Here is a 23536-nt window from a genome sequence, read left to right as displayed (position 1 = left end):
TTTAACCACCATAATAACAATGGTGGTTAAATCAAATAATAGTTTACGAATTTAAAAATATAAGATTTTGAAAAACATGTTTATTCAAAGTATGATTTCCTTGTGCCTAATTTTTAGTTTAAATGTCACTGCACAAGAAGCAACTACACCACTAAATATTATTGTTTTTGGTGCTCATCCCGACGATTGTGATAACAAAATGGGAGGAACAGCAGCTTTGTTCGCAAAAATGGGACATCACGTTAAGTTTGTTTCTGTAACCAATGGAGATGCCGGTCATTATGCAAAAGGTGGTGGTCATCTTGCAAAAATAAGACGAAGTGAAGCTCAAGAATCAGGAAAACGATTAGGAATAGAATACACCGTTTTAGACAATCATGATGGCGAACTTTTTCCTACAATTGATGTTAGACATCAGATAATTAGAGAAATTAGAAATTGGAATGCAGATGTTGTACTAACTCATAGGCCTGTAGATTATCACCCAGATCATAGATATACAGGTGTGTTAGTGCAAGATGCTGCATATTTAGTTATCGTTCCAAATGTTACACCAGATACATCTGCTTTAAAGAAGAATCCAGTATTCTTATATCTAGAGGATCACTTTCAAAAGCCAAACGAATTCAAAGCAGATATCGCAGTAGATATTTCAAGTGTCTTCGAAACAAAAATGGATGGTTTAGATGCGCATAAATCTCAATTCTACGAATGGCTGCCTTGGACAGAAGGTAAACTTGATATAGTGCCAAAAGGAGAAAAAGAAAGAAGAGCATTTCTTACTAAAATATGGGGCAGATCTATTTCTCCAAAAGTAAGAGAGTCGTTAACCAAATGGTATGGCCCAACTCAAGCAAATGCAGCAAAATATGCAGAGGCTTTTGAGATCTGTGAATACGGTAAACAACCAACAGATGAAGAAATAAAACAACTTTTTCCAATGTTAAACAACTAAAAATATAGGTATGAAAAAATTAACATTTATAATAGTTATGGCAGTGATTGGCTTCAATGCTATTGCACAAGAGAAACCGTTAAAAATTATTGCGATTGGTGCACATCCAGACGATTGCGATATGAAATTTGGTGGCACCGCAGCAATGTATGCGCAATTAGGTCATAAAGTAAAGTTTTTGGCACTTACAAATGGAGACGCAGGACACCAAAGTATGGGTGGGGGAGTCTTAGGAAAAAGAAGAAGAGCTGAAGCTAAAAAAGCAGGTGAGGCTTTAGGTATAGAATACGATGTACTTGATAATCATGATGCAGAACTTATTCCAACCTTAAATGTAAGACACCAAGTGATTAGAAAAATTAGAGAATGGGATGCAGATATTGTTTTAGGATTACGTCCTAATGATTATCATCCAGATCATAGAAATGCAGGTGTTGTGGTACAAGATGCAGCTTATTTAGTGATTGTGCCAAATGTTACTCCAGATACACCCGCTTTAGAGAAGAATCCTATTTTCTTATACATGCAAGATGGATTTCAAAAACCATATCCGTTTTCAAAAGACATTGCCGTAATTATAGATGGAGTTATGGATAAGAAGGAAAAAGCCTTTGCGTCTCATGAGTCTCAAGTTTTTGAGTGGATGCCATGGTTAATGGGAATGACAGAAAGTGATATCCCTACAGGAAAAAAAGAACGATTAGATTGGGTAAATAAAACCTACTTAAAAGAAACGAAGTTGGATGAAGCTGGTAAGGAATCTTTGAAAAAATGGTATCCAAAAACAGATACATCAAAAGTGAAATATGTTGAGTTTTTTGAGATTTGTGAGTATGGAAAACAACCAACAGACGAAGAAATAAAATACTATTTCCCTATGTTAAAATAATAGGAAATCATGAGTTAATACCTAACCTAATTAAAGACCTAATATGAGTAACCAAAATACTACAGCAAAGAAATATTATCATATAATTATATTGGTAATGCTGGTTTTCTTTGTGATTTCATTTATAACCAATATTTTAAACTCGATTATAGTTGATGTAAAACAGAGTTTTGATTTAAGTTTAACCTTAACAGGATTGTTACCTTTTTCATTTTTTATAGCCTATGGAGTTATGTCTATTCCTGCCGGATTTTTAGCTGAAAAATACGGGGACAAAACACTATTAATTATTTCCTTTTTTGTTATGATGTTGGCTTCTTGGGGTTTTACATTTAATCCAAGCTACATCACATTTACAATTACACTTTTTAGCTTAGGAAGTTGTATGGCCGTTTTGCAGGTTGTTATTAATCCCATGTTACGCGTAGCTGGTGGTGAAGAACATTTTGCATTTAATTCGGTGTTAGCACAACTGGTTTTTGGATTGGCTTCTTTTGCAAGTCCATATTTATATAAGTATTTGGTTAGTGCAAATGGTACCGATTCAGATACTATTGCAAGTGTATTAAGAGGATTTGTTCCTGATAATTTACCGTGGGTGTCTCTTTATTTTGTGTTTGCATTAATAGCTTTAATCATGTTGTTTATTGTCTTTTTTGTGAAGTATCCTAAAATTCATAAAAATGAAGATGAAAAAGCTGGAGATCGCAGTTCTTACCTAAGTCTTTTAAAAAATAAATGGACACTATTGTACTTTTTGGGTATTTTCTGTTATGTAGGTACAGAACAAGGAATAGGAAATTGGATTTCTCAATTTTTATATGAATACCACGGTATAGATCCGCAAGTTCTTGGAGCAGATACTGTAGCCTATTTTTGGGCTATGCTTACTATAGGTTGCCTTTTAGGTCTACTTTTACTTAAAGTTATGGATAGTAGAAAATTATTAATCTACGCCACTTTTATAACTATAATGACAATTATAGTTGCAGTAACAGGGACTTCTCAAGTGGCTTTAATAGCCTTTCCTTTAGTAGGCTTTTTTATTTCAGTTATGTGGTCTATTATATTCTCATTAGCACTTAATTCAGTAAAAAATCACCATGGATCTCTATCAGGAATTTTATGTACAGGTATTGCTGGTGGTGCTATTGTGCCCTTTATTGTAGGTTGGATTGGTGAACTTGTTAGCCTTAAAGCTGGTATGTTTTTCTTAATGATTCCGTTATTATTTATTCTGTCTATTGGATTTTGGGCAAACCCATTAGTAACAAATAAAACCATTAGTCTAAAAAAAGAAAGTTAGAATTATGGAAGAAGAATATTTGGGAGTTGATATTGGAGGGACTACAATAAACCTGGGAGTAATTCAGAATAATTTAATAAAAAAAGAAGATACTATTCTTATTAATAAAGATGCTTCTAAAGAAGAAACATTGCAGAGCTTATATCAATTAATACATGAAAATTTAACGACTCGAGTTGTTGGTATTGGTGTAGGAGTGCCTGCAGTTGTAGATCCTGTAAAAGGGATTGTTTATGATGTTCAAAATATAAAAGGATGGAAAGAAGTAAACTTAAAACTGCTTTTAGAGCTAGAATTTAATCTTCCAGTATTTATAAATAATGATGCCAATTGTTTTGCTCTAGGAGAGTTTATGTACGGAAAAAATAAGAGTTCTAATTCTTTTATAGGCTTGTCTTTAGGTACGGGTTTAGGAATGGGAATTGTTATTAATAATACACTTTATAATGGTGTATTATGTGGCGCTGGAGAGATAGGTATGTTATCTTATAAAGATGGAATTGTAGAACATTATACAGGTAGTTTTTTCTTTACAGATTATTATAATGAAACTGCCAAAAGTCTTGCTGAAAAAGCAGAAAAAGGAGACGAGAAAGCTTTAAATGTTTTTAACGAATATGGTAAGCATTTAGGAGAAGCTATAAAAAGCATTTTGTATATGTATGCCCCAGATAAAATAATTTTAGGAGGTTCAATAAGTAAAGCTTTTCCGTTTTTTAAAGAAAGCATGTTTAATATTTTAACTGGTTATGCTTATCAAAAACAAATAGAAAATTTAATTATAGACGTTTCAAAAACTAAAGGTTCTGCTTTGTTAGGAGCAGCCTCTTTGTGTCTTCAAAATAAATAAAAACATAAATAAAATCATGAGAAATAAAATACTCTTTTTATTAGTAATGTTTATTGCAGTGAGTTGTACGGCTGAAATAAATAAACAAATCCCGATTAAAATTGAAAATAATAAAACGGGAGCACCAATAACATTAGGAATTCCATTTCCTAAAGGCGAACTCTTTTCTATAGACCATGTAAGATTATTAAATAGTAAAGGTAAAGAAATAGTATGTCAGACAACAGAAGTTACAACTTGGGAACCTGCAGACGGTAGTATTAAGTGGGTTTGGGTATTCTTTTTCTCTGATGAAAATACAGATTATACATTGGAATATGGAGATGATATTTATCCTATGGAAGCAGAGCGTAAAATTGTATCTGTAAATAATATGAGGCCTCAAGGAGGTATAACTGTTAACACAGGTGCATTACAATTTAATATTAATAAACAAGGTCACGGGTTTTTAGATGAGGTTTTTATTGATAAAAACAACGATAAGAAATATTCTAGTGATGAATTAATTGCATCTGCTCCTGAAGATTCTAGAGGTACTTTTCTAGATATTTTAGACGACTCAGGAATAGATTTATCTAAAGCTACCGTAAACGAAGTGTTTAGAGAAATTGGTTCTGGACCATTACATACTGTATTTAGAGTAGAAGGTACTTATAAATACAATGAAGATGATAATAATGATTCTCCGTTCTCTATGAGAATTCATGCTTATGCAGGAAAAAAGTACATTAAAGTATTGCATACCTTAACTTATACCGGTGTTCCTGATAAACATAAAATACAAAAAGGAGAGCATAGTAATATTGCCACTCAAAGTGAATTTATTGTTTCTGAAGATACAACAGATGATAAAGGATGGATGCAACCAAATGATCAGATTTCGGGATGCGGATTAACTTTTAAATACCATCTAGACAAGGAAGTGCAATTTGCAACTTCTACAAATCAAGACATGCGTTCAGATACGAGTATTGCTTACGATATTTATAAAGAACCATTATCAAACAAAAAAACGGGTGTGTTACAAACAGGACCTAAATTTAATAAAAGCAGTAAACAATCTACCGCAACACAAAGAGAAGTTGGTTTTAATGCTATGGTATTTAAAGGGAAAGATAATCTTGCTAAAGCGCAACGTGCTAAAGGTTGGGTAGATGTTTCAGATAAATCTAAAGGGATAAGTGTAGGTATAAAAAACGTGCTTGAAGAATATCCTAAAGAGTTAGAAATAGATCCCAAAACAGGAACTATAAATGCGTATATATGGCCATCTAGTGTGGGAGCTATGAGTTTTGAAAGAAAAAACACAGATTTAGATGGAGGTATGTTAGATAATTTTGCGGCAGGAATTACTAAAACAACAGAGTTTATTTATTATTTCCATACTTCAGAAAGTATTGAAAACATAGAGTTAACTATGGATTACGCTCTAGATCCACCTGTAGCTCATGCAAGTCCAGAGTGGTATACATCGTCTTTAGTATATGGAAAAATGGCTCCTTTTAGTGTCGAGCATCCAGAATTTGAAAATGCATTACAGTATAAGTACGATTGGATCGCTTTTAATCAAGAATGGGAATCTTGGTATAGTATTTTTGATTATGGAGACATAAAAACATACTATTTTAAAGACGATTGGCATATGTGGACCAATAACGAGCCTACAGTTGATTTTAGTCTATGGACTAATTTTATGAGAACAGGAGATCCGAAGTATTACAAAATGGCGCAAGCTATGAGTAAACACACTATGGATGTTGATAATATTCATTGGCCCAAAAAGCGAACGTATGTAGGAGAAATTAATGATGCTATTGATTTTTGGAATTACGAGAATGAACCAGAATCTACACCGTATTTAGGAATTGGACGTAGGCATGGGGACGAACATTGGTCGGCTCTATTAAGTGCACATGTTTGGATTCAAGGTTGGATTGCTTCATATTATATTACAGGAGATCAGAGAGCTCTAGAAGTTGCTAAGATGACCGGAGATACCTATTTAAATAGAATTTGGGGAGATCATGATTTAAGAGGACGAAGATTATATTTATCTGTGCTTAATTTAGTAGAATTATATGATGCTACGAAGCTTGAAAAATATAAAATAGAGATTGATGAACGAGTAAAATTAATGTTAGAATTACAAAAAGTACAAGGAGGTAATTTGTTATTAGACCGTTATGGATATTCTCAAACATATGTAGCTCAAGGGTTATATAAATATTACCAATTAACAGGTAGTGAGGAAGTTAAAAAAGCCTTAATAGATCATGCCAGATGGGTGAAAAATATACCGCCTTTAAACCATCAAATGGAATCCTACCTAGCTACAATTTATCCGTTGTTAATAGGTTACGATTTAAGCGGAAATCCATCTTTCTTAGCAGAAGCAAAGAAAAGAGCAGAAATTATAAAAGTGTCTGATCTTCCAATTAAGATCGATAAAAACACAACCCAAAAAGCGTATAGTGAAGCATTATTAGAAGTATCTAGATTACCAGAAGATGATAAAGGACGAATTGCAATTTGGGATTTAAACCAAGGTTTAAGAGTTTTTGGATGGACACATGCAAACAATATTCCGTATCTGTTATATTGGTTAGACAATTTAGAACCAGAAAAATCAAAATAAATTTATAATTTCATATTTAGACACATTTGGTTTGTGTTAGTTGTTTAAGATTAGAAGAGTTAAGACTTTATAACTCTCAAATCTTACTTTAGTTAGATAAAGGCTTGCAAAATATTGTAGGTCTTTGTTGATTTTATTTAGTTTGAAAATATATAAAGAACTATTTTTAATGTTAAATTACTTTAAGATAGATTTTTGTTAGTGTTTATTTTTAATTTATAGTCCGTATTGCTCTAAAAATGTATCTGTATTACTTTTCTTAGCTTGTTTTTTAAATTCTGATGGGGTTAGTTTAAATTGTGCCTTAAAACATTTTGAAAAATATCTAGGGTCGTTAAAACCAACAGCAAAACAAGCTTCAGAAATATTGAGTTTATTTTTTACAATTAAAACAGCAGCACGTTTTAAACGTAATAATCGTAATAAATCTACTATAGTTTTGTCTGTTAATTTTTGGCATTTTCTGTAAATGTTTGAATAGCTCATATTCATAGAATCAGACAGGCTTTCAAGTTTAAACTCAGGATTATCTAAATTAGCATTTAATAAGGCTATTAATTTTTCAATAAATTCATCGTCTTTAGTTTTTTCTACTGTAGCCTCTGGAGCACTTAAATGTTTAAGGTTTGCTTTAGTATATATTTTTTTGTTTTGAACCAAGATGTTGTGAACCTTTAGCTGCAATTCTTTAATATCAAAAGGTTTTCTCATAAACTCTATTGCTCCGTATTTTAGCCCTTTAAGTTTGTAACCTGTTGGATTTTTAGCGGTTAAAAATATTAGTGGGATATGAGAAACATCTCTGTCTTGTTGTAAAATTTTGCACATTTCTAAACCATCCATATTAGGCATAGATATATCTGAAATTATAATATCTGGTAAGAAATCTTTAATCATTTTTAATCCTTCTTCACCATTATATGCTCCATATACATTATAATTTGCATTGAAGACTTCTAATAAGAAATGAAGCATTTCAAAATTATCTTCAACGATAAGAATGGAAGCTTTATTCTCGCTAGTTTTATATGTTATTTTATGCAATGCAGAAACATCAACTATGGTGTGTTCGGGGTTGGTATTTATTAGTTCTGCCCGTTCTGTTTCAGAATATATATCTTTATTTATAGGTAAGGATACTGTAAAAGTTGTGCCTTTATTAAGTTTAGATTTTACATGTATTTCTCCTTTATGTAGACTTACTAATTCTTTTACAAAGGCTAACCCAATTCCCATACCTTTACTAAATACCGTATGTTTAGACCGGTAGAAGAGTTTAAAAATGTCGTTATATTCTTTTTTAGATATGCCATATCCAGAATCTATAATTGAAATGTTTATGTATTCTGCTTTGGTATCTAAAGTTGTTTTAATACAGATACGCCCTTCTACTGGAGTGTATTTAAACGCATTAGATAATAAATTGTAAATAATGTGTTCAACTAATTCGTTATCAAACCACAATTGGTATGTGTTCTGAAAATTATCTAACTCAAAATCTATCTTTTTAAATCGTGCTTCTTCTCTAAACGAATCCGAAATCTTTTTTATTTTTTTAATAATATCGTGTTCTGTAACCTTTAATTTTAATTGTCCTATTTCTTTATTTCTTATAGTAGTAAGCGTATTGGTTATTCTGGAAAGTCTCTTTGCGTTATTATATATAACTTTTAAGCGTTGATTTAAGATTGGGTCGTTTTCTGTTTGGGTTTGTTTAATGATTTCTTCTGCAGGTCCCATTATTAAAGTTAAAGGCGTCTGAATTTCATGAGACATTTTAGAAAAGAAGTTCATTTTTTCGTAATAACTATTTGCTTCTTCTTCATTTTTAACTTTTTGAAGAAGTAGGTTTTTCTTTAAATAATACCATTTATAAATACCGTAAAGAAGCAGAAAGAGAAGGAGTAGGTAAATTATAAAAGCTATTGGGTGCATCCAAATTGGTGGCGCAATAGCAATAGCAATAGATTTTAAAGGAATATCCCAGTTTCCATTGGTTGAAGTGGCTTTAACTTCAAAAGTATAATTTCCATAAGGGATGTTTGTATAGCTGGCTATACGCGGATCTTTAGTGATTTTCCATTCATCATTAAATCCTTTTAATCTATAAGCATACAGATAATTATTGTTTAAAATGTTTCCAATTGCAGAAAATTTAAAAAGAAAAGAAGATTGATTGTCTTTTAATTTTAATTGGGTAATATGTTCTACACCATTATTAATTTGTTCAGGAATAATTAGAGATGCAGGTTTATTAAGGATTTCTATAGCATTTATATTAAGTTTAGTGTGTATTTTGGTTTTAGTTATTTCACTTGGGTAAAATCCATCTAAGCCATTTAAACCACCAAAGAAAAGCATGCCTGACGCATCTTTAAAAGCACTTCTTTGTGTGTAATAATCACTAAAAAATCCATCGGCTTTAGTATACCTTATACTACTATCTTGATTTAAATCTATATTCCATAAGCCATTATTAGAGCCTAACCACAAATTATCTTTGTCTTCTAATAAAACGGTGTGAAAATCTGTGCCATCTAAAGATTTATAATCAATAAATTTTTCGAATGTTTTATCATGAACGTTAATAAAGTAAATTTGACCTTCTAAATCGATAAGCCATATTTTTTTATCTCCATCGTAAGCCATAGATACAATAGAGTTATATTTCTTTTTATTACCGTATTGGATATTTTCAAATTCAGAAGATTTTAAATTTTCAGCTTCATTAAAAATAAATAGTCCACCATTATCAACTCCTAGCCAAATTTTACCTTCGGCATCTTCTACTATACATCTTATTAATTCACCTTTTAAATGATGTTCGCCAAATTTAAAAGTTGCAATTTGTTCTTTATTTGCATTAAAAATAAACACACAAACATCTGATGCAACCCAAATACGTCCTTTACTATCTTTAAATGTTGTTAGTACATCTGTTGGTTCCTTGCCATAAGTACTAGATAAAGATATTTTTTTTGCTTCATCTGTTTTAGAATCATAAAACCAAAGACCATTTTTGTATGTTCCAATCCATATATTATTATTGTTGTCTTCGGTAATGGTTTGTATGTAAAAGCCTTCTAGAGAGTTGTTTATGGTTAAAAATTGTTTTTCTTTTCCTGTTGTTAAATTCTTTTTAGTTAGGCCTTTACCATCGGTTCCTATCCAAATGTTGTTATTAGAATCTTTTAGTATAGAAAGTACACGGGCAGAGATATTACCTTTTAAACCGTTGTGATGAAAAATTTTATTATTACTTTTTACTAGAATATTAATGTCTCCATAATTTGAAATAATCCATAAGTTTTTGTCTGAATCTTCATTTATATGGATAATAGAATTAGCACTTAAAGACGATTTGTTTAAAGAGGTATGCCTGTAGAGTTTAATATCTTCAGTAACAGGATTAATTCTGTATAATCCTTCTCCGTCTGAACCAGCCCAAATTATACCGTCGCTATCTTTAAATAAAGATAAAATCATATCTTTTTCTAAAATATCTATACAATCTTTATAATATGAATATTTTTTAATTTCATTATTGGTAAGGTTATATTTAAATAACCCCATGTATTTGGTACCAATCCATAAATTATTAGTCCCAGATAATGTTAAATACATTATTCCAGGATGGTGATTGTAATCGCCTTTAATTTCAGTAATATTTTGTTGTGTACACCTAAACAGTTGTCCTTTATTGGTTGTAATAAAAAAATCGTTTTCAGATAATGTTATTAAATCAATAATCGCACTTCCATTTAAATTTTGCTGCGGTATTAACTGTGTGTGTTCAATTTTAAAAGTATCTGAGTTAAGAATGTGAATTGTATTTGAAAAATCGATAACCCAGATTTTTGAATTTATTACAAAGAAATTATTTATTAATAACGTTGCTTTTTTGTCTGATAACCGGGTGTTTAATTGTGTGTAGCTTCCGTTTTTTTCGCGTTTAGCGAGTAACCCCTTTTTTGATAGTACAAGTAAATTGCTTTTAGGGTCTAGATTAATGGTCTTAATTTCATCGTCTATATCTGTGGTATTAAAAATGGAATCTATAGAGTGAAAAACGTAATCGTAGCCATCATACTTCATGAGGCCGTTAGATTGAGACATCCATACATAACCCAAAGAATCTTGAATGGTGTTTTTTATGGTACGATATCCATTTTCTGTTTTAGGAGAAATGTGTAAAAATGAAATATCATTCTGTCCAATTAAAACATTAAAAAACACACTAAAAACTATTAATAAAAGGACTTTTTGCTTCATGTTATGTGAAAAAACATTTTATAGTGTTAAAATAGTACTTAGTATGCCTGTAATATACAAACTTAACTAACTTTTTTTAAAACATGAGTTCCATTTATTCATTCAACTGGAACTGCGCATGAAATCTTTAAATTATAAAAATAATTTTAAATGTTTTAAGTGTATGTTTTTTAGTATGTTAATTCATGTTTACGATTTATTGGAGCTAAACACAAATAAGATTACAAATTATATCTATTTTATGTCATAAAAACTGAACCTATGTTTTAAGGTTATAATGCCAAAGTTTAAAATGTAACTAGGCTTATTTTAATTTTGTAAGTCTATCTCGTAATCCTTTTACTGCTTGTACTCGAATTGCATTTTGTTCGTTTAACTCTGCATCGTAAAGAAAATCTTTATTTAAAGCTATAAACTTTTTATCTAGTGTTTTAGCTTTTTCAAGAATTTTATCTAATTGCTTTACTAGTTCTGGGTTTTGAGAAGGTCTATATGTTTCTGCATTATACGCAGCTTCTACCTCTTTAAAGTTTAAGTACTGTATTCTAAATTCTGCCATTAATTTTAAATGATTGAATTCAGACTCATTTTTTAACGGTTCAATTTTAAGTAGTTTAGATTTAGCAATATTATATGCTGCTTTGGTTTTAGCGATGTAAGCTGCATCAAGCAGTTTTCCGTTAGCAACTAGTTCTGGTTTTTGAGATAAAAATTGCCATAAAGTATGAGCCTCCTCTGTGCTTAATCCAAACCTATCTTTACCATATTTTAATACAAAAGTTTCGGGATTTATAGGGGTTTTTGTGGATAAAGCCTCTGCATAACTGGCTATTAAAATTCTAAATCCAGATAAGGGATATGTGTTTCTAATTTGTACCATATCCATAACATCATAACCTACATCCCATGTAAAACCATAAAGTCCAGTGGTAGACCAAGAAGTCATTATAATGCCTTTATAATCTGATTGTCTTGCATAAGGTATAAAATCTCTCTGATTGTTAAAATGAGTAGTCCAGTCTGTTACATACCAATTATCTGGATGAGAACGTATGGCAGGAGCCCCCCAAAAGGTGAATCCCATGTGCTGTAAATTAGGAATATCTCCAAAATAATTGATTTTCCATCCATAATTCCAGTCTATAAAAATGGTTTCTTTAGGTAGCTCATGTGCAGCTTCTGGATGTTTTAAAATAATGTCTGCCCACATAACAGGCTTTTTACCCAAACTAATAACGATATTGGTTATCATTTTCATGTGGTCTACAAAAAGTTTAGATGTACTTTCTTCAGAGACTTTTGCTTTACACTTTTCACAATGTCCTAATAAATTAGTTTCATCTCCACCAATATGTATGTAATCAGAATCGTGCATAGAAGCCAATTCTGTAAATAGACTTGTAAATAGGGCTCTGTTATCTAGTACCTCCATTGGGCACAACTGAGAGATGTCTTTTTTATCTTCTTTTAAATTAGTATATCTAGGATGGCGTAGAATATACTCTACATGACCTAAAGTTTGTTGTAGCGGAATAACTTGTATGCCAATGCTTTTACAGTGTGCAATAAAAGATGTTATTTCGTCTTTAGTATAAGAGAATTCATTAGATATAGTGGCGTGTTTTTCGAAAGGGAAAGTGCCTTCCCATTCTAAAACTAGTGTATTAATACCAAACGAAGATAGAGTGTCTGCAAATTCCTGAAGCGCTTTAGGTGTCATGACCTGAATCCTTAAATCTAAATGAAACCCTTTAATGTTAAACTCATTAAAAGTAGTAATCTGAGTATTATTTTGTGCGGATAGATTAAATTGAAAACAAAAAAGGACTGTAAAAAGTAAAATACGGAAGATGTGTTTAGGTTTCATATAAGGTTTTCTGTTTTAATTAATTGTCTATCTTACTATATGCTTCTTGGTCAAAATAGAAATTACAATAGGCATGTGTGCGAAGTATTGAGGCAGGACAAGAAGTTGTAATAGGTCCTGTTATGGTGTTTTTAACGGCATCACTTTTGTTTATGCCAAGGACAACACAGTATAAATATTTTGCATTTAAAAGTGTAGGTATGGTTAGCGTAATGGCTTTTTGGGGTACGTCATCAATAGTTTCAAAACACCCATCGTTAACTTGTTGGTTACGACATTTATCGTCTAATATTACAACTTTTATAATTTCAGAATCATTAAAATCGGCAACTGGTGGGTCGTTAAAAGCAATATGGCCATTTTCACCTATGCCTAGGCATACAATGTCTATAGTTTCTTTTTGTACCAATTTAGAATATCTTATTAATTCTTCTGAAATGTTAGTGTTAGCCTGTATAAGATTTTTTTCTTGAATCTCCACTTTCGAAAATAAATTTCGCTCAAGGTAAGATGCAAATAACTGATTAGACTTTGGAGGCAAACCTATATATTCGTCCATATTAAATGCAGTAATTCTATTCCAGTCAATTAATGTAGATGCTGTTAAATAGTTTAACATGCTATCTTGAGATGGTGCCGCAGCAAAAATAATTCTTACTATATCTTGAGTTTTTTGAAGTTTAACAATACGGTCTTCGATAGCTTGACCGGCAGCAATTCCTGTGGCCTCTTTATCCTTATAAATATTAATATTTTGTGTGTTATTTGGCATATTCAGAATATTAATGAAACATGTTTATTATAGGTGTCTCTCTCAAAAATAGATAAATTTCTCAAAGAATATGAGTGTTTAAATTCTATATTTTGCATATAATGAGTGTCATACGAATATGTAACGGTATTTTGCCGAAAAAGTTACGGGTATGGATTTTCTATTCTTTATTACTTTATTCAATACCTAAATTATAATATAAATGAAAATACCTTTTAGCTCTTACTCACCTACAAAAACAATAGTATTGCTGTGTTGTGTTTTTAATTTTCTAGGATGTGCTAATCTAGAAGAAGTGATTTCAGAACCAAAATTAAACCTTAAAACATGGACATTTGATACTTTGGAAGGTTGGGAAGATGGTTCGCAAAACCTTAATGGTAAAAAAAACTATAGTGTTAAAGATGGGGTTTTGAAAATGTATACAAGAGCTAATACAAGGGATAGACCAAAAATTAAAACTGAAGCAAAAATATATAATCAGGGGGAATATATTTGGCGATTATATGTGCCCGAATTAGGCGTTGGAGACCAAGCAAGTATAGGGGCTTTTATATATGCTGATGATGCTCATGAATTAGATTTTGAAATTGGATACGGTTCTGAAAGTGCTAGAACTAAAGCAAACGCCAATGCAGATGAGGTTTTAGTATATATGACATCTCAAGCACACCCTTTTCAGTCTATTATAAAACCTATTAAAAAACAAGCTTGGTATACTGTGACTTTAGAATTAAAATTAATAGATAGTAAGTATCAGGCTTTTTGGAGAGTAGATGGAATTCAACTAGCTCAACTTCAACTTAACTATGGTCAAGGCATAGATTTTTATATTTTTTGTAGTGTAGAAAATTTAGAATTTATAGGCGACCATATTCCAAAGCAGGATAATTACGGACTTTTTGATTATGTAACCTTTAAAGCATATTAAAAATCAGGTTTTAATTTAAAGGATAAGAAGTATAACTAAAATAACTAATGACTATGCAAATTCTAGATTGGATTGTACTTTCAATATATTTTTTAATACTATTAGCGGTAGGAGTTTGGGCTTATACCAAAGTCAAAAATTCAGCTGATTTTTATACCGCTGGAGGTAAATTACCTTGGTGGTTATCTGGTGTTTCTCACCATGTCTCTGGCTATAGCGGAGCTGTTTTTGTGGCTTATGCAGGTATTGCTTACACACATGGATTTACATTATATGTCTGGTGGGCATTTACAGTTTCTATAGCCACTTTAGTAGCTGCGTTTTTTATCGCGCCAAAATGGGCAGAATTAAGACAAATAGCAAACATACAATCTCCAACAGAGTACTTATTAATTCGTTACAATTTAACAACACAACAAATTATTGCATGGGTAGGGACTATTATTAAAGTGTTTGACACTGGAGGAAAGTTGGCAGCAATAGCTGTATTATTAAACGTGTTTAGCGGTACATCTATAACGTTGGGAGTTTTATTAGTGGGGGTTGTGTCTCTTATATATATTACCATTGGTGGATTATGGGCAGATGTTTGGAACGACTTTTCTCAGTTTATTGTACAAATTATAGCAGGTATAACCATGTTTGTAATAATTATTTCTAATACTAATGATGGTTTAAAAAGTATTATTACAATGTGGGATAAACTACCAGAAGAACATTCTCATTTTTTTAATGACCCTTATACTATAAGTTTTGCTTTTGCAATGCTATTAATTAATTTCTTTAGTTATAGCGGTGGAACATGGAATTTGGCAACACGTTTTATTTCTTCTTCATCGGCTACTGTTGCTAAAAAAGCAGGTGTGTTATCTGCTATATTATATCTAATTTGGCCATTAATTTTACTTTATCCTATGTTCGCTGCGCCGTTGTTTTTAGAAAATCTTTCAGATCCCACTTTATCTTATGGAATAATGGCTAAAAGATTTTTACCAACAGGTTTATTAGGTTTAGTGCTGGCATCTATGTTTGCCAATACATTGTCTATGACAGCTTCAGATTCTAATACAGTATCCTCAGTAATTTGTAGAGATATTTTACCTAATGTGTCTAAAAAATTTAAAAATTTATCACGTAAAAACGAACTAAAACTAGCAAGAGCAACTACATTTTGTTTTACATTATTAACTATTGTTGTTGCTTTAAATGCAAGTAAGTTTGGAGGTATATTTGGTTTAATTGTAACCTGGTTTGCCGCACTTCTTGGTCCGATTTCTATACCCGTTATACTTGGGTTGCTTCCTGTTTTTAAACACAGTGGTAGTATTGCAGCTATTGTTTCTATAATAGGTGGGTTAAGTGTCTTTATACTGTTAAAAATTATTAATCATGACTCCTTAGCTCTAGAAATGGGAGGTTCTATTTTGGCTTCTTTATTGCTTTTTATAGGATTAGGTATAATACATAAAGAACGTATGTCTAAAAAAGCAAAATTATTATTTACTAACTTAAAGTAAAACTATACTCACATATGATATTCAAAGGTTTAGATTATAACACGCATAAGCCAATAAAAGTTGAAGTAAAAAACAATATTATAAGTAGTATAATTGCTGATGAAGCGTGTTTTGATTATGACTGTTTTATCGCTCCAGGATTAATAGACCTTCAATTAAATGGTTTTAACGGTATTGATTTAAATACAGAAGGTTTTACTAGTTTAGATATTAAAAGATTAACTCACTTTTTATTTGAAAAAGGGGTGACAACTTTTTTACCTACAGTAATAACAAATTCTAATGAAGCTATACATACTTTATTAAAACGTATTGTCCATGCTTGTAAAATATATCCAGAAGTAAATGCAAGTATAGGTGGTATACATCTTGAAGGTCCTTTTTTATCTAAAGCAGATGGACCAAGGGGAGCACATGATATACAGTATATTCAAGCACCAAATTGGGAGTTGTTTTCTCAATGGCAAAACACAGCTAATGGTAAGATTAAAATTATTACTATTTCTCCAGAATGGCCAGAAGCTATCCATTTTATTAAACAATGTGTGGCCTCGGGTGTTATCGTTTCTATTGGGCATACATCGGCAACTCCCGAGCAAATTAATAATGCAATTCAAGCAGGAGCGACCATGTCTACGCATTTGGGTAATGGTTCTCATGCCATGTTACCAAGGCATCAAAATTATATTTTTGAGCAACTCGCTTCAGAGGTATTATGGACCACAGTAATTGCAGATGGCTTTCATATTCCAGATGCACTTTTAAAAATTTTTATCAAAACAAAACCTTTTAAAACGATTTTAATTAGCGATGCTACATCTTTCGCTGGTCTTCCTAGCGGAAGTTATACAGCACATATCGGAGGAGAAGTCTTTTTAAATAAAAATGGAAAGTTACACTTAAAAGATAAACCTAATTTGCTAGCCGGTTCTGCACAATCTTTATTGTGGGGTGTTAACCAATTGGTTAAAAAGAATATAGTTTCCTTACAAGAATCTTGGGATATGGGATCTGTTAAACCTTCAGAATTAATAAATACAACGAATTCAAATGGTTTAAAAGTTGGGCATCAAGCAGATTTAGTACTGTTTAAATTTAATAATGATGTCATCGAGATTGTTCAAACTGTTAAATCCGGAACAGTTGTGTATTCTAAATAATACATCTTGGATTTTTCTTTCTAAATATTGACTTAAAACGCAGTGTTTACTATGTCTTTACTCAAATATAATTTTTTAATTATAGCAAATAGATCATAAAATAATAAAAACACAGGGTAATTCTTAAAATATTGAATTTTTGTAGGTGTTATGCGGGTTGTTATTGATATGTCGTTGTATTTTGCCGAATAATTACCCCCTTTTTATATGGTAATATCATAATATTGTAAGACCACAATCACTTATTGAGTGCTTAATAGTGTATTGTGAATTATTAATCTTTAATCGTAAAACTTGTATATGAAAAAAACATTATTTAAAATGATATGTCTGCTGTTATTTGGGCTAGTTATTCCTGTTCAGGCTCAAGAAAAAAATATAGAAGGCACATTAGTCGACACAGAAGGAACTCCGTTAGCTGGAGCCACAATTACAATAAAAGGAACAGCAAAAGGAGTTGCTTCAGATTTTGATGGTAATTTTTCTATAAACGCATCGCCAGGAAATGTTTTAGTGTTTTCTTTTTTAGGGTATACTACTAAGGAAGTTAAAATTAGTACACAAACAACTCTAAAAGTTGTTCTAGAATCTAATATTAGTGAATTAGAAGAAACCGTTATTATTGGATATGGTAGTGTAAGAAAAGAAGACTTAACAGGGTCTGTTTCCGTAATTAATGAAGATGATTTTAATCAAGGACCTGCTGTGGGAGTCGAGAATTTAATACAAGGTCGTGCTTCGGGAGTCCAGATATCTACAACAAGTGCAGAACCTGGAGCAGATATGTTGGTTAGAATTAGAGGTAATAATTCTGTAAACAGTAATAACAATCCGTTATATGTGGTAGATGGCTTTCCGATGGAATCATTATCTAACAGTATAAATCCAGCAGACATAGAAAGCGTAAGTATTTTAAAAGATGCATCTGCAACTGCTATTTATGGAACGCGAGGTGCAAATGGTGTTGTAATTATAACTACAAAACGTGGTAAACAAGGTAAATCTTCTATTATCTATACAGGAAGTTTTTCAATTCAGAATGCAGATATTGATGCTTATGATTTTATAGATTCCGCAGACTATGCATTACTTCAAAATCAGATTGATATTTCTAATGGAATTTCACCATCATATACAGATGAAGCCATTGCAAGAATTGAAGAGCTAGGTTTACAAACAAATTGGTTAGATGAAGCATTCAGAACAGGGTATACATCAGATCATCAACTAGCCGTAAGTGGAGGAAACGATGATACTAAAATGTTTTTTAGTTTGGGAGCGTACTCTTGGGATGGTGTAGTTAAAAACACTTCGTTTGATCGTTATAACTTACGTTTAAATGCAGATCAAGATTTATTAGACGATAGAATTAAAGTTGGTGTTAATACATCATTTTCTGCAACAGAAAGTGATTTTTTAGGGTTTTCTGCAAGTTCGTTACAAGACAATATATTAAGAGGGATTTTTCAAACAAGTCCTTTAACTCCTACTTACGACGTATATGATGAATTGTCTGTTGAAGATAAAGCATTAATATTTGGTAATTCTTCTCCTACAGATCCTTTAGAAACTTTAGAAATTATGGATAATAGCGGAACCAATTATTTTATGTTAGCGAATGCCTTTTTAGAAGCTACAATTTTAAAAGATTTTACCTTTAAAACTCAAGGTGGTGCGAGAATCGTAAATCAAAAAATAAGTCAGTTTTTACCTTCTTATTCAAGTCTAGTTGCGTCTTCTTTAGAACCGGGTTCTGCAACACAAAGTCATTTATTATATAAATATTATACATATTCAAATTTACTGTCTTATGATAAATTAATAGGTAAGCATAGTATAAATGCAGTTGCAGGATATTCGCATGAATGGAGTAGTGAAGAATATTTCTCGGCAGGATCAAGTGATTTTACTACAGATGCTTTAGGCTATTATAGCTTACAAAGTGGAGCTACAATTTTAACACCATCATCTTACATTGCAGAAAGTGAATTAGCTTCTTATTTAGCGCGGGTTAATTATATATACGACGATAGATACTTACTTACCTTAACTTATAGAAGAGATGGATCTTCAAAATTTGGAGAAGGGAATAAATGGGGGAATTTTCCAGCAGGAGCTGTAGCTTGGAATGTACATAACGAAGATTTTTTTAACAGTAATTTTATTTCACAATTAAAATTAAGAACAAGTATTGGTATAACGGGTAATGACAGATTTGGAGTTGGACTTGGACAAAGTACATTTTCTCCATCTGCATCAGTAACTACAGATGGATCTACTTTATCTATAGGAACAATTTCATCTAGAGTAGGTAATGAAGATTTACAATGGGAAGAAACTAAAAAATTCGATTTAGCTTTAGAGGTTGGTTTTTTTGATAACAGTTTAACCATGGAATTAGGATATTATAAGAATAATACAACTAATTTATTGTTAGATAAAACTATAGCGCCTTCTAATGGTATCGAATCTATTTTAACCAACTCAGGGGAAGTAGAAAATAAAGGGTATGAACTTAGTTTAAATTACAATAAGACTTTTAATAGTGGATTTAGTTGGAGTTCAACTTTAAATTTCTCTCAAAACGAGAATACAGTTATAGATCTTGATTTAATTGAAGGTACAGATTTTTTACCAGGAGAAGAAGCGAGAATAGATGGTAATGTAAGCGGTTCGTATTCTGTATTAAAAGAAGGTTTACCTGTAGGTACAATTTATGGATATAGATATTTAGGTGTTTTACAACAAGGTGAAACTTCTGAAACACAACCTACAGCAGTGGCTGGAGATCCTTTATTTGCAGACCTAAATGGTGACGGACAAATAACAGGGGAAGACAAGGAATTAATAGGTAATGGATATGCTAAATATAACTTAGGTTTTAGTAACACATTTAGTTATAAAAACATTACGCTTTCTGTCTTTTTAACCGGGGTGTTCGATATAGATAAGCTTAACGGAAATAATGTTATAGGATACCAATACAATACATTAGATATTGCTAAAGAGCGTTGGACTCCAGAAAATACAGCTGGTACATTGCCTCAAGATTTATGGCAAGGCGATCAATGGGTAAACGATTATTTTGTTGAAGATGCCTCGTATGTTAGACTTAAGAATGTAAGTTTATCGTATGATTTTAGTAGAGAAGTTTTAGATAAGATAGGATTAGCTTCACTTCAATTAAGTTTAATAGGTACAAACTTAGCTACTTGGGATACTTACTCAGGCTTCGATCCGGAAGTGAACTCAACTAGATCAAGTAGTACAAATTTAAATACAGAAGCTGGATTAGATGCGTATTCGTATCCGTATCAAAAATCATTTACACTTGGAGTTAAAGTAGGAATTTAAAGCAAAAAATTATGATAGGAAAGAAATTTTTAAAGGTTAAAATATATTACATGTTTTTTATATGTATAGTTGCATTAATTTCATGTAGTGATGATTTAGAAGAAGAACTTAAAGGGCAATTGTCTGAAACCAGTATTAGTACAGAAAGTGATGCTGTAGCTTTAATTGATGGTATATATAACGGATTTTTAGCCGGAGGTTGGGATTATTACGCCTCTGGAGTATTAGCAAGAGCTACAGATGGTATTACAGATGTGTTTGTTCTAAATGATTCTAACTACAGAAATTTAGAAACCTACGATTGGACAGATGAAGATATCGTGGCAGATTTATGGGCAAGTATTTATACGGTTATTGATAGAGCAAATTGGGCAGTGTACTTGATAGAGGGTATAGATGACAGTGTTTTTAGTGATACTTCTAAAGAAGAGCTTATAGCCGAAGCTAAATTTTTAAGAGGATTAGCATACTATGATCTTACAGGGTTATTTGGAGCAGTACCATTAAAATTAGAACCCACAAGGTCTGATGAGGTGGGACTAGCACGAACAGATTTAGAAATTGTATATGCACAAATTGAATCAGATTTTGAATATGCTACAACCTATTTACCAGGCAGATCAAATACACCAGGTAAAGCTTCTAAAGGTGCAGCGTATGGCTTATTAGCTAAAACACAACTAAGACAACTTAAATGGACTGAAGCTGGAGAAAATATAGATAAGTTAATTGCTTTAGGAGAATATAACCTATTTACAGAAGACAATTTTTTAAAACTATTTTATGAGTCTAATGTGTTAGATGATGAATTTATTTTTTCAATTATGTCTTTAGGCGAATCTTATAGTACGGCCTCTAATCACCATTTAAAATTCTTTACGCCTTGGGGCTACGATACGGGATGGGCAACTGTAGGGTTACCAGAAAATATATACAATACTATAGAGCCAGAAGATGAGCGTAATGAGGTGTATTTTGACGAGTATCCATATCTATATGGTGGAGCAATTAAAAGTGCAATGGACGATTTTGGATTTGCAATAAATAGAAAATTTGGAAGTTATAATCGAGATGTTACAGCTCCAGGAACGGGATACGTGGCTTACCAAAATTATGGGATATCAAAAATGAGTGTACCTGTTTTACGCTATGCAGATGTACTTTTATTAAAAGCAGAAATTGAGAACGAATTAAACGGTCCAACCACCGCTGCTTATGAGGCTATTAATCAGGTTAGAAATAGGTCTGGATTGGCAAATTTATCCGAAGGATTAACACAAGAAGATTTTAGAACGGCTGTGTTAGCAGAACGAGCTATTGAGTTAGCAGGCGAAGGGCAACGAAAAGACGATTTAATTAGACAAGGTGTTTTTGTTTCAACTTTAAATCAATATGCTCAAAGTCAAGGATATCCGCTTACGGTTACTGAAGACCACAAATTAATGCCTATCCCACGTACAGAATTGGATTTAAATCCAAATATGGAACCAAATCCATCTAATAGTTTCTAAAATAAGATTTGGTCTAGTTTTATAAGTGTACTAGACCAGATTTTTTCAATCAGTTTATATGCGAAAAATTCTATGTGTTTGCCTTCTTAGTATTATGTCTTCCTGCAGTCAAATTTCAAATAAATTTGCTCCACAAATAGGTGTAATTGAAATTAATTCTGTTAAAGATAATGCGCTTAAAATTAAAATTGATGTTGAAACTACAGAGGGAGCAGATGCTTACATACAGTATTGGAATTATACAAATGTAACGCAAACAGACTCCGTAATATCATATTCGCCTATATCCAGAAATTCTAATTTACATCACCTCATGTTAGTAGATGTAAATCTGAATACAGATTATAAGTATAATGTTGTTGTTCAGAAAAAATCTCTAGAAAGACGAAGTAAAACTTACAATTTTACTACTACAAGAAACATTCAATGGGTACCATATTACAGAAATAAAGATAGTCTATCTCATGTTAAATTTGATGGTTACCTTCATTTTCATTCTAGACAAATTCCAGGGTATTTATTCTTAACCAATGGCGAAGGAAAGTTAGCATCGTACTATAAAAATGAAGATAATTTTAAGGTGTCTAAATGGACTAACAAAGAAACTTTATTGGGCATTTTAAGTAACGATACGTTGCATTTTACAAATGGAAAAAAAATTATTGAGTACGATAAGTTTGGCAACACAATACTAGAAATAGAAACGGGTAAAGACAACATTCAACAGTCCTTTCATCATGAAGTAGATTTAGATGAAAATGGAGACATTATGACTTTGGTCTATAATAAAAAAATAATGGATTTGTCTTCTGTAGGAGGTACTAAAACTGATACTATAAAGGGGGATGGTATACTTGTATTAAACCATAAAAAAGAAGTGGTTTGGGAATGGTCTGTTTTTGATGTAATGAATCCTCTAGATGATGAAACAATTCTTAATAGTAAAAAAGATTGGTTACATGCTAATGCATTATTTAAAGATAAACATGGCGATTACTATGTGTCTTTTAGAAACATTAGTCAGGTTTGGAAAATTAACGGAAAAACAGGCGATTTAATTTGGAAACTCGGAGGTATAGATAGCGATTTTAAAATGCCTGAAGAGGCTGTGTTTTCAGGACAACATAACATAAGAATTAATAATGATAATGAACTTGTGTTGCTCGATAATGGTAATCTAAGGTTTAAACCTGGCTATAAACAAGCGTCTAACAGAATTAAAATGTTAGATATAAATGCTAAGTCGCAATCCCGATTATTAACACTTTCGTTAGATACTCTAAATATGGAAGTTAAAACTAAAGACATCGTGTTATTTCCAAAAAAATATTTTACACATTCTCAAGGAAGTGCAGAGTATATTAATGACAGTCTTGTGGTATTCTGTAGCACCAATACAAACCGAATTGTGTTTACTAATAAGAGCGGTAAAGAGCTAGGAAATATGCCTTTAGAATATTCTACGTATAGAGTGCAATACATAAAAGAGTTGTACGATACGAGTTATGCTAATTAAT

14 protein-coding genes are annotated in these 23536 nt (G+C 31.6%); 11 read left to right on the top strand and 3 right to left on the bottom strand.

Annotated features, from left to right (window positions below; genetic code table 11):
- The first annotated feature begins 76 nt into the window (after positions 1-76).
- The 5 genes from FNB79_RS14815 to FNB79_RS14795 are packed head-to-tail and all read left to right on the top strand — an operon-like array spanning position 77 to position 6635.
- Complete coding sequence (locus FNB79_RS14815) at positions 77-955, top strand: PIG-L deacetylase family protein (protein WP_143382099.1); 879 nt, start codon at positions 77-79, stop codon at positions 953-955.
- 10 nt (positions 956-965) lie between these two features.
- Positions 966-1844 carry a PIG-L deacetylase family protein gene (locus tag FNB79_RS14810; RefSeq protein ID WP_143382098.1) on the top strand — a complete coding sequence of 293 codons (879 nt, stop codon included), beginning with the start codon at positions 966-968 and terminating at the stop codon, positions 1842-1844.
- A gap of 43 nt (positions 1845-1887) precedes the next feature.
- Positions 1888-3150, top strand: coding sequence for an MFS transporter (locus tag FNB79_RS14805; RefSeq protein ID WP_143382097.1), 1263 nt, complete (start codon positions 1888-1890; stop codon positions 3148-3150).
- 4 nt (positions 3151-3154) lie between these two features.
- A complete protein-coding gene (locus FNB79_RS14800) occupies positions 3155-4000 on the top strand; it encodes an ROK family protein (RefSeq protein WP_143382096.1) in 846 nt (281 codons plus the stop codon).
- Between the two features lie 16 nt (positions 4001-4016).
- Positions 4017-6635 carry an exo-rhamnogalacturonan lyase family protein gene (locus tag FNB79_RS14795; protein WP_143382095.1) on the top strand — a complete coding sequence of 873 codons (2619 nt, stop codon included), beginning with the start codon at positions 4017-4019 and terminating at the stop codon, positions 6633-6635.
- A gap of 216 nt (positions 6636-6851) precedes the next feature.
- Here FNB79_RS14795 and FNB79_RS14790 read toward each other — a convergent pair whose 3' ends face one another.
- The 3 genes from FNB79_RS14790 to FNB79_RS14780 all read right to left on the bottom strand — a co-directional run bounded on the left by FNB79_RS14790 (position 6852) and on the right by FNB79_RS14780 (position 13546).
- The gene (locus FNB79_RS14790; protein ID WP_143382094.1) at positions 6852-10907 is read right to left on the bottom strand and encodes a hybrid sensor histidine kinase/response regulator transcription factor; all 4056 of its coding nucleotides are present in this window, start codon (positions 10905-10907) and stop codon (positions 6852-6854) included.
- A 304-nt stretch (positions 10908-11211) separates the two neighbouring features.
- Positions 11212-12774 (bottom strand): family 20 glycosylhydrolase, encoded by a 1563-nt coding sequence (locus FNB79_RS14785; protein WP_143382093.1) that lies wholly within the window; start codon positions 12772-12774, stop codon positions 11212-11214.
- A 19-nt stretch (positions 12775-12793) separates the two neighbouring features.
- The gene (locus tag FNB79_RS14780; RefSeq protein ID WP_143382092.1) at positions 12794-13546 is read right to left on the bottom strand and encodes a glucosamine-6-phosphate deaminase; all 753 of its coding nucleotides are present in this window, start codon (positions 13544-13546) and stop codon (positions 12794-12796) included.
- 202 nt (positions 13547-13748) lie between these two features.
- Here FNB79_RS14780 and FNB79_RS14775 point away from each other — a divergent pair, with 202 nt between their 5' ends.
- The 6 genes from FNB79_RS14775 to FNB79_RS14750 all read left to right on the top strand — a co-directional run bounded on the left by FNB79_RS14775 (position 13749) and on the right by FNB79_RS14750 (position 23535).
- The gene (locus FNB79_RS14775; protein WP_143382091.1) at positions 13749-14477 is read left to right on the top strand and encodes a hypothetical protein; all 729 of its coding nucleotides are present in this window, start codon (positions 13749-13751) and stop codon (positions 14475-14477) included.
- A 53-nt stretch (positions 14478-14530) separates the two neighbouring features.
- Positions 14531-15994: a sodium:solute symporter family protein gene (locus tag FNB79_RS14770; RefSeq protein ID WP_143382090.1), complete on the top strand. Its 1464-nt coding sequence runs from the start codon at positions 14531-14533 to the stop codon at positions 15992-15994.
- Between the two features lie 14 nt (positions 15995-16008).
- Positions 16009-17154 (top strand): N-acetylglucosamine-6-phosphate deacetylase, encoded by a 1146-nt coding sequence (locus tag FNB79_RS14765; RefSeq protein ID WP_143382089.1) that lies wholly within the window; start codon positions 16009-16011, stop codon positions 17152-17154.
- A 300-nt stretch (positions 17155-17454) separates the two neighbouring features.
- Complete coding sequence (locus FNB79_RS14760; RefSeq protein ID WP_143382088.1) at positions 17455-20508, top strand: SusC/RagA family TonB-linked outer membrane protein; 3054 nt, start codon at positions 17455-17457, stop codon at positions 20506-20508.
- Positions 20509-20558: 50 nt separating this feature from the next.
- Positions 20559-22019 (top strand): RagB/SusD family nutrient uptake outer membrane protein, encoded by a 1461-nt coding sequence (locus FNB79_RS14755; RefSeq protein WP_185967785.1) that lies wholly within the window; start codon positions 20559-20561, stop codon positions 22017-22019.
- Positions 22020-22113: 94 nt separating this feature from the next.
- Entirely contained in the window at positions 22114-23535 is a 1422-nt protein-coding gene (locus FNB79_RS14750) for an aryl-sulfate sulfotransferase (protein ID WP_185967784.1), read from the top strand.
- The last annotated feature ends 1 nt before the right edge of the window (position 23536 follow it).

It is taken from the genome of Formosa sediminum, from assembly GCF_007197735.1.
In the GTDB taxonomy this organism is placed as follows: Bacteria; Bacteroidota; Bacteroidia; order Flavobacteriales; family Flavobacteriaceae; genus Formosa; species Formosa sediminum.
Note: the sequence above shows the minus strand (reverse complement) of the source record. Positions and strands in the feature narration are given on the sequence as shown.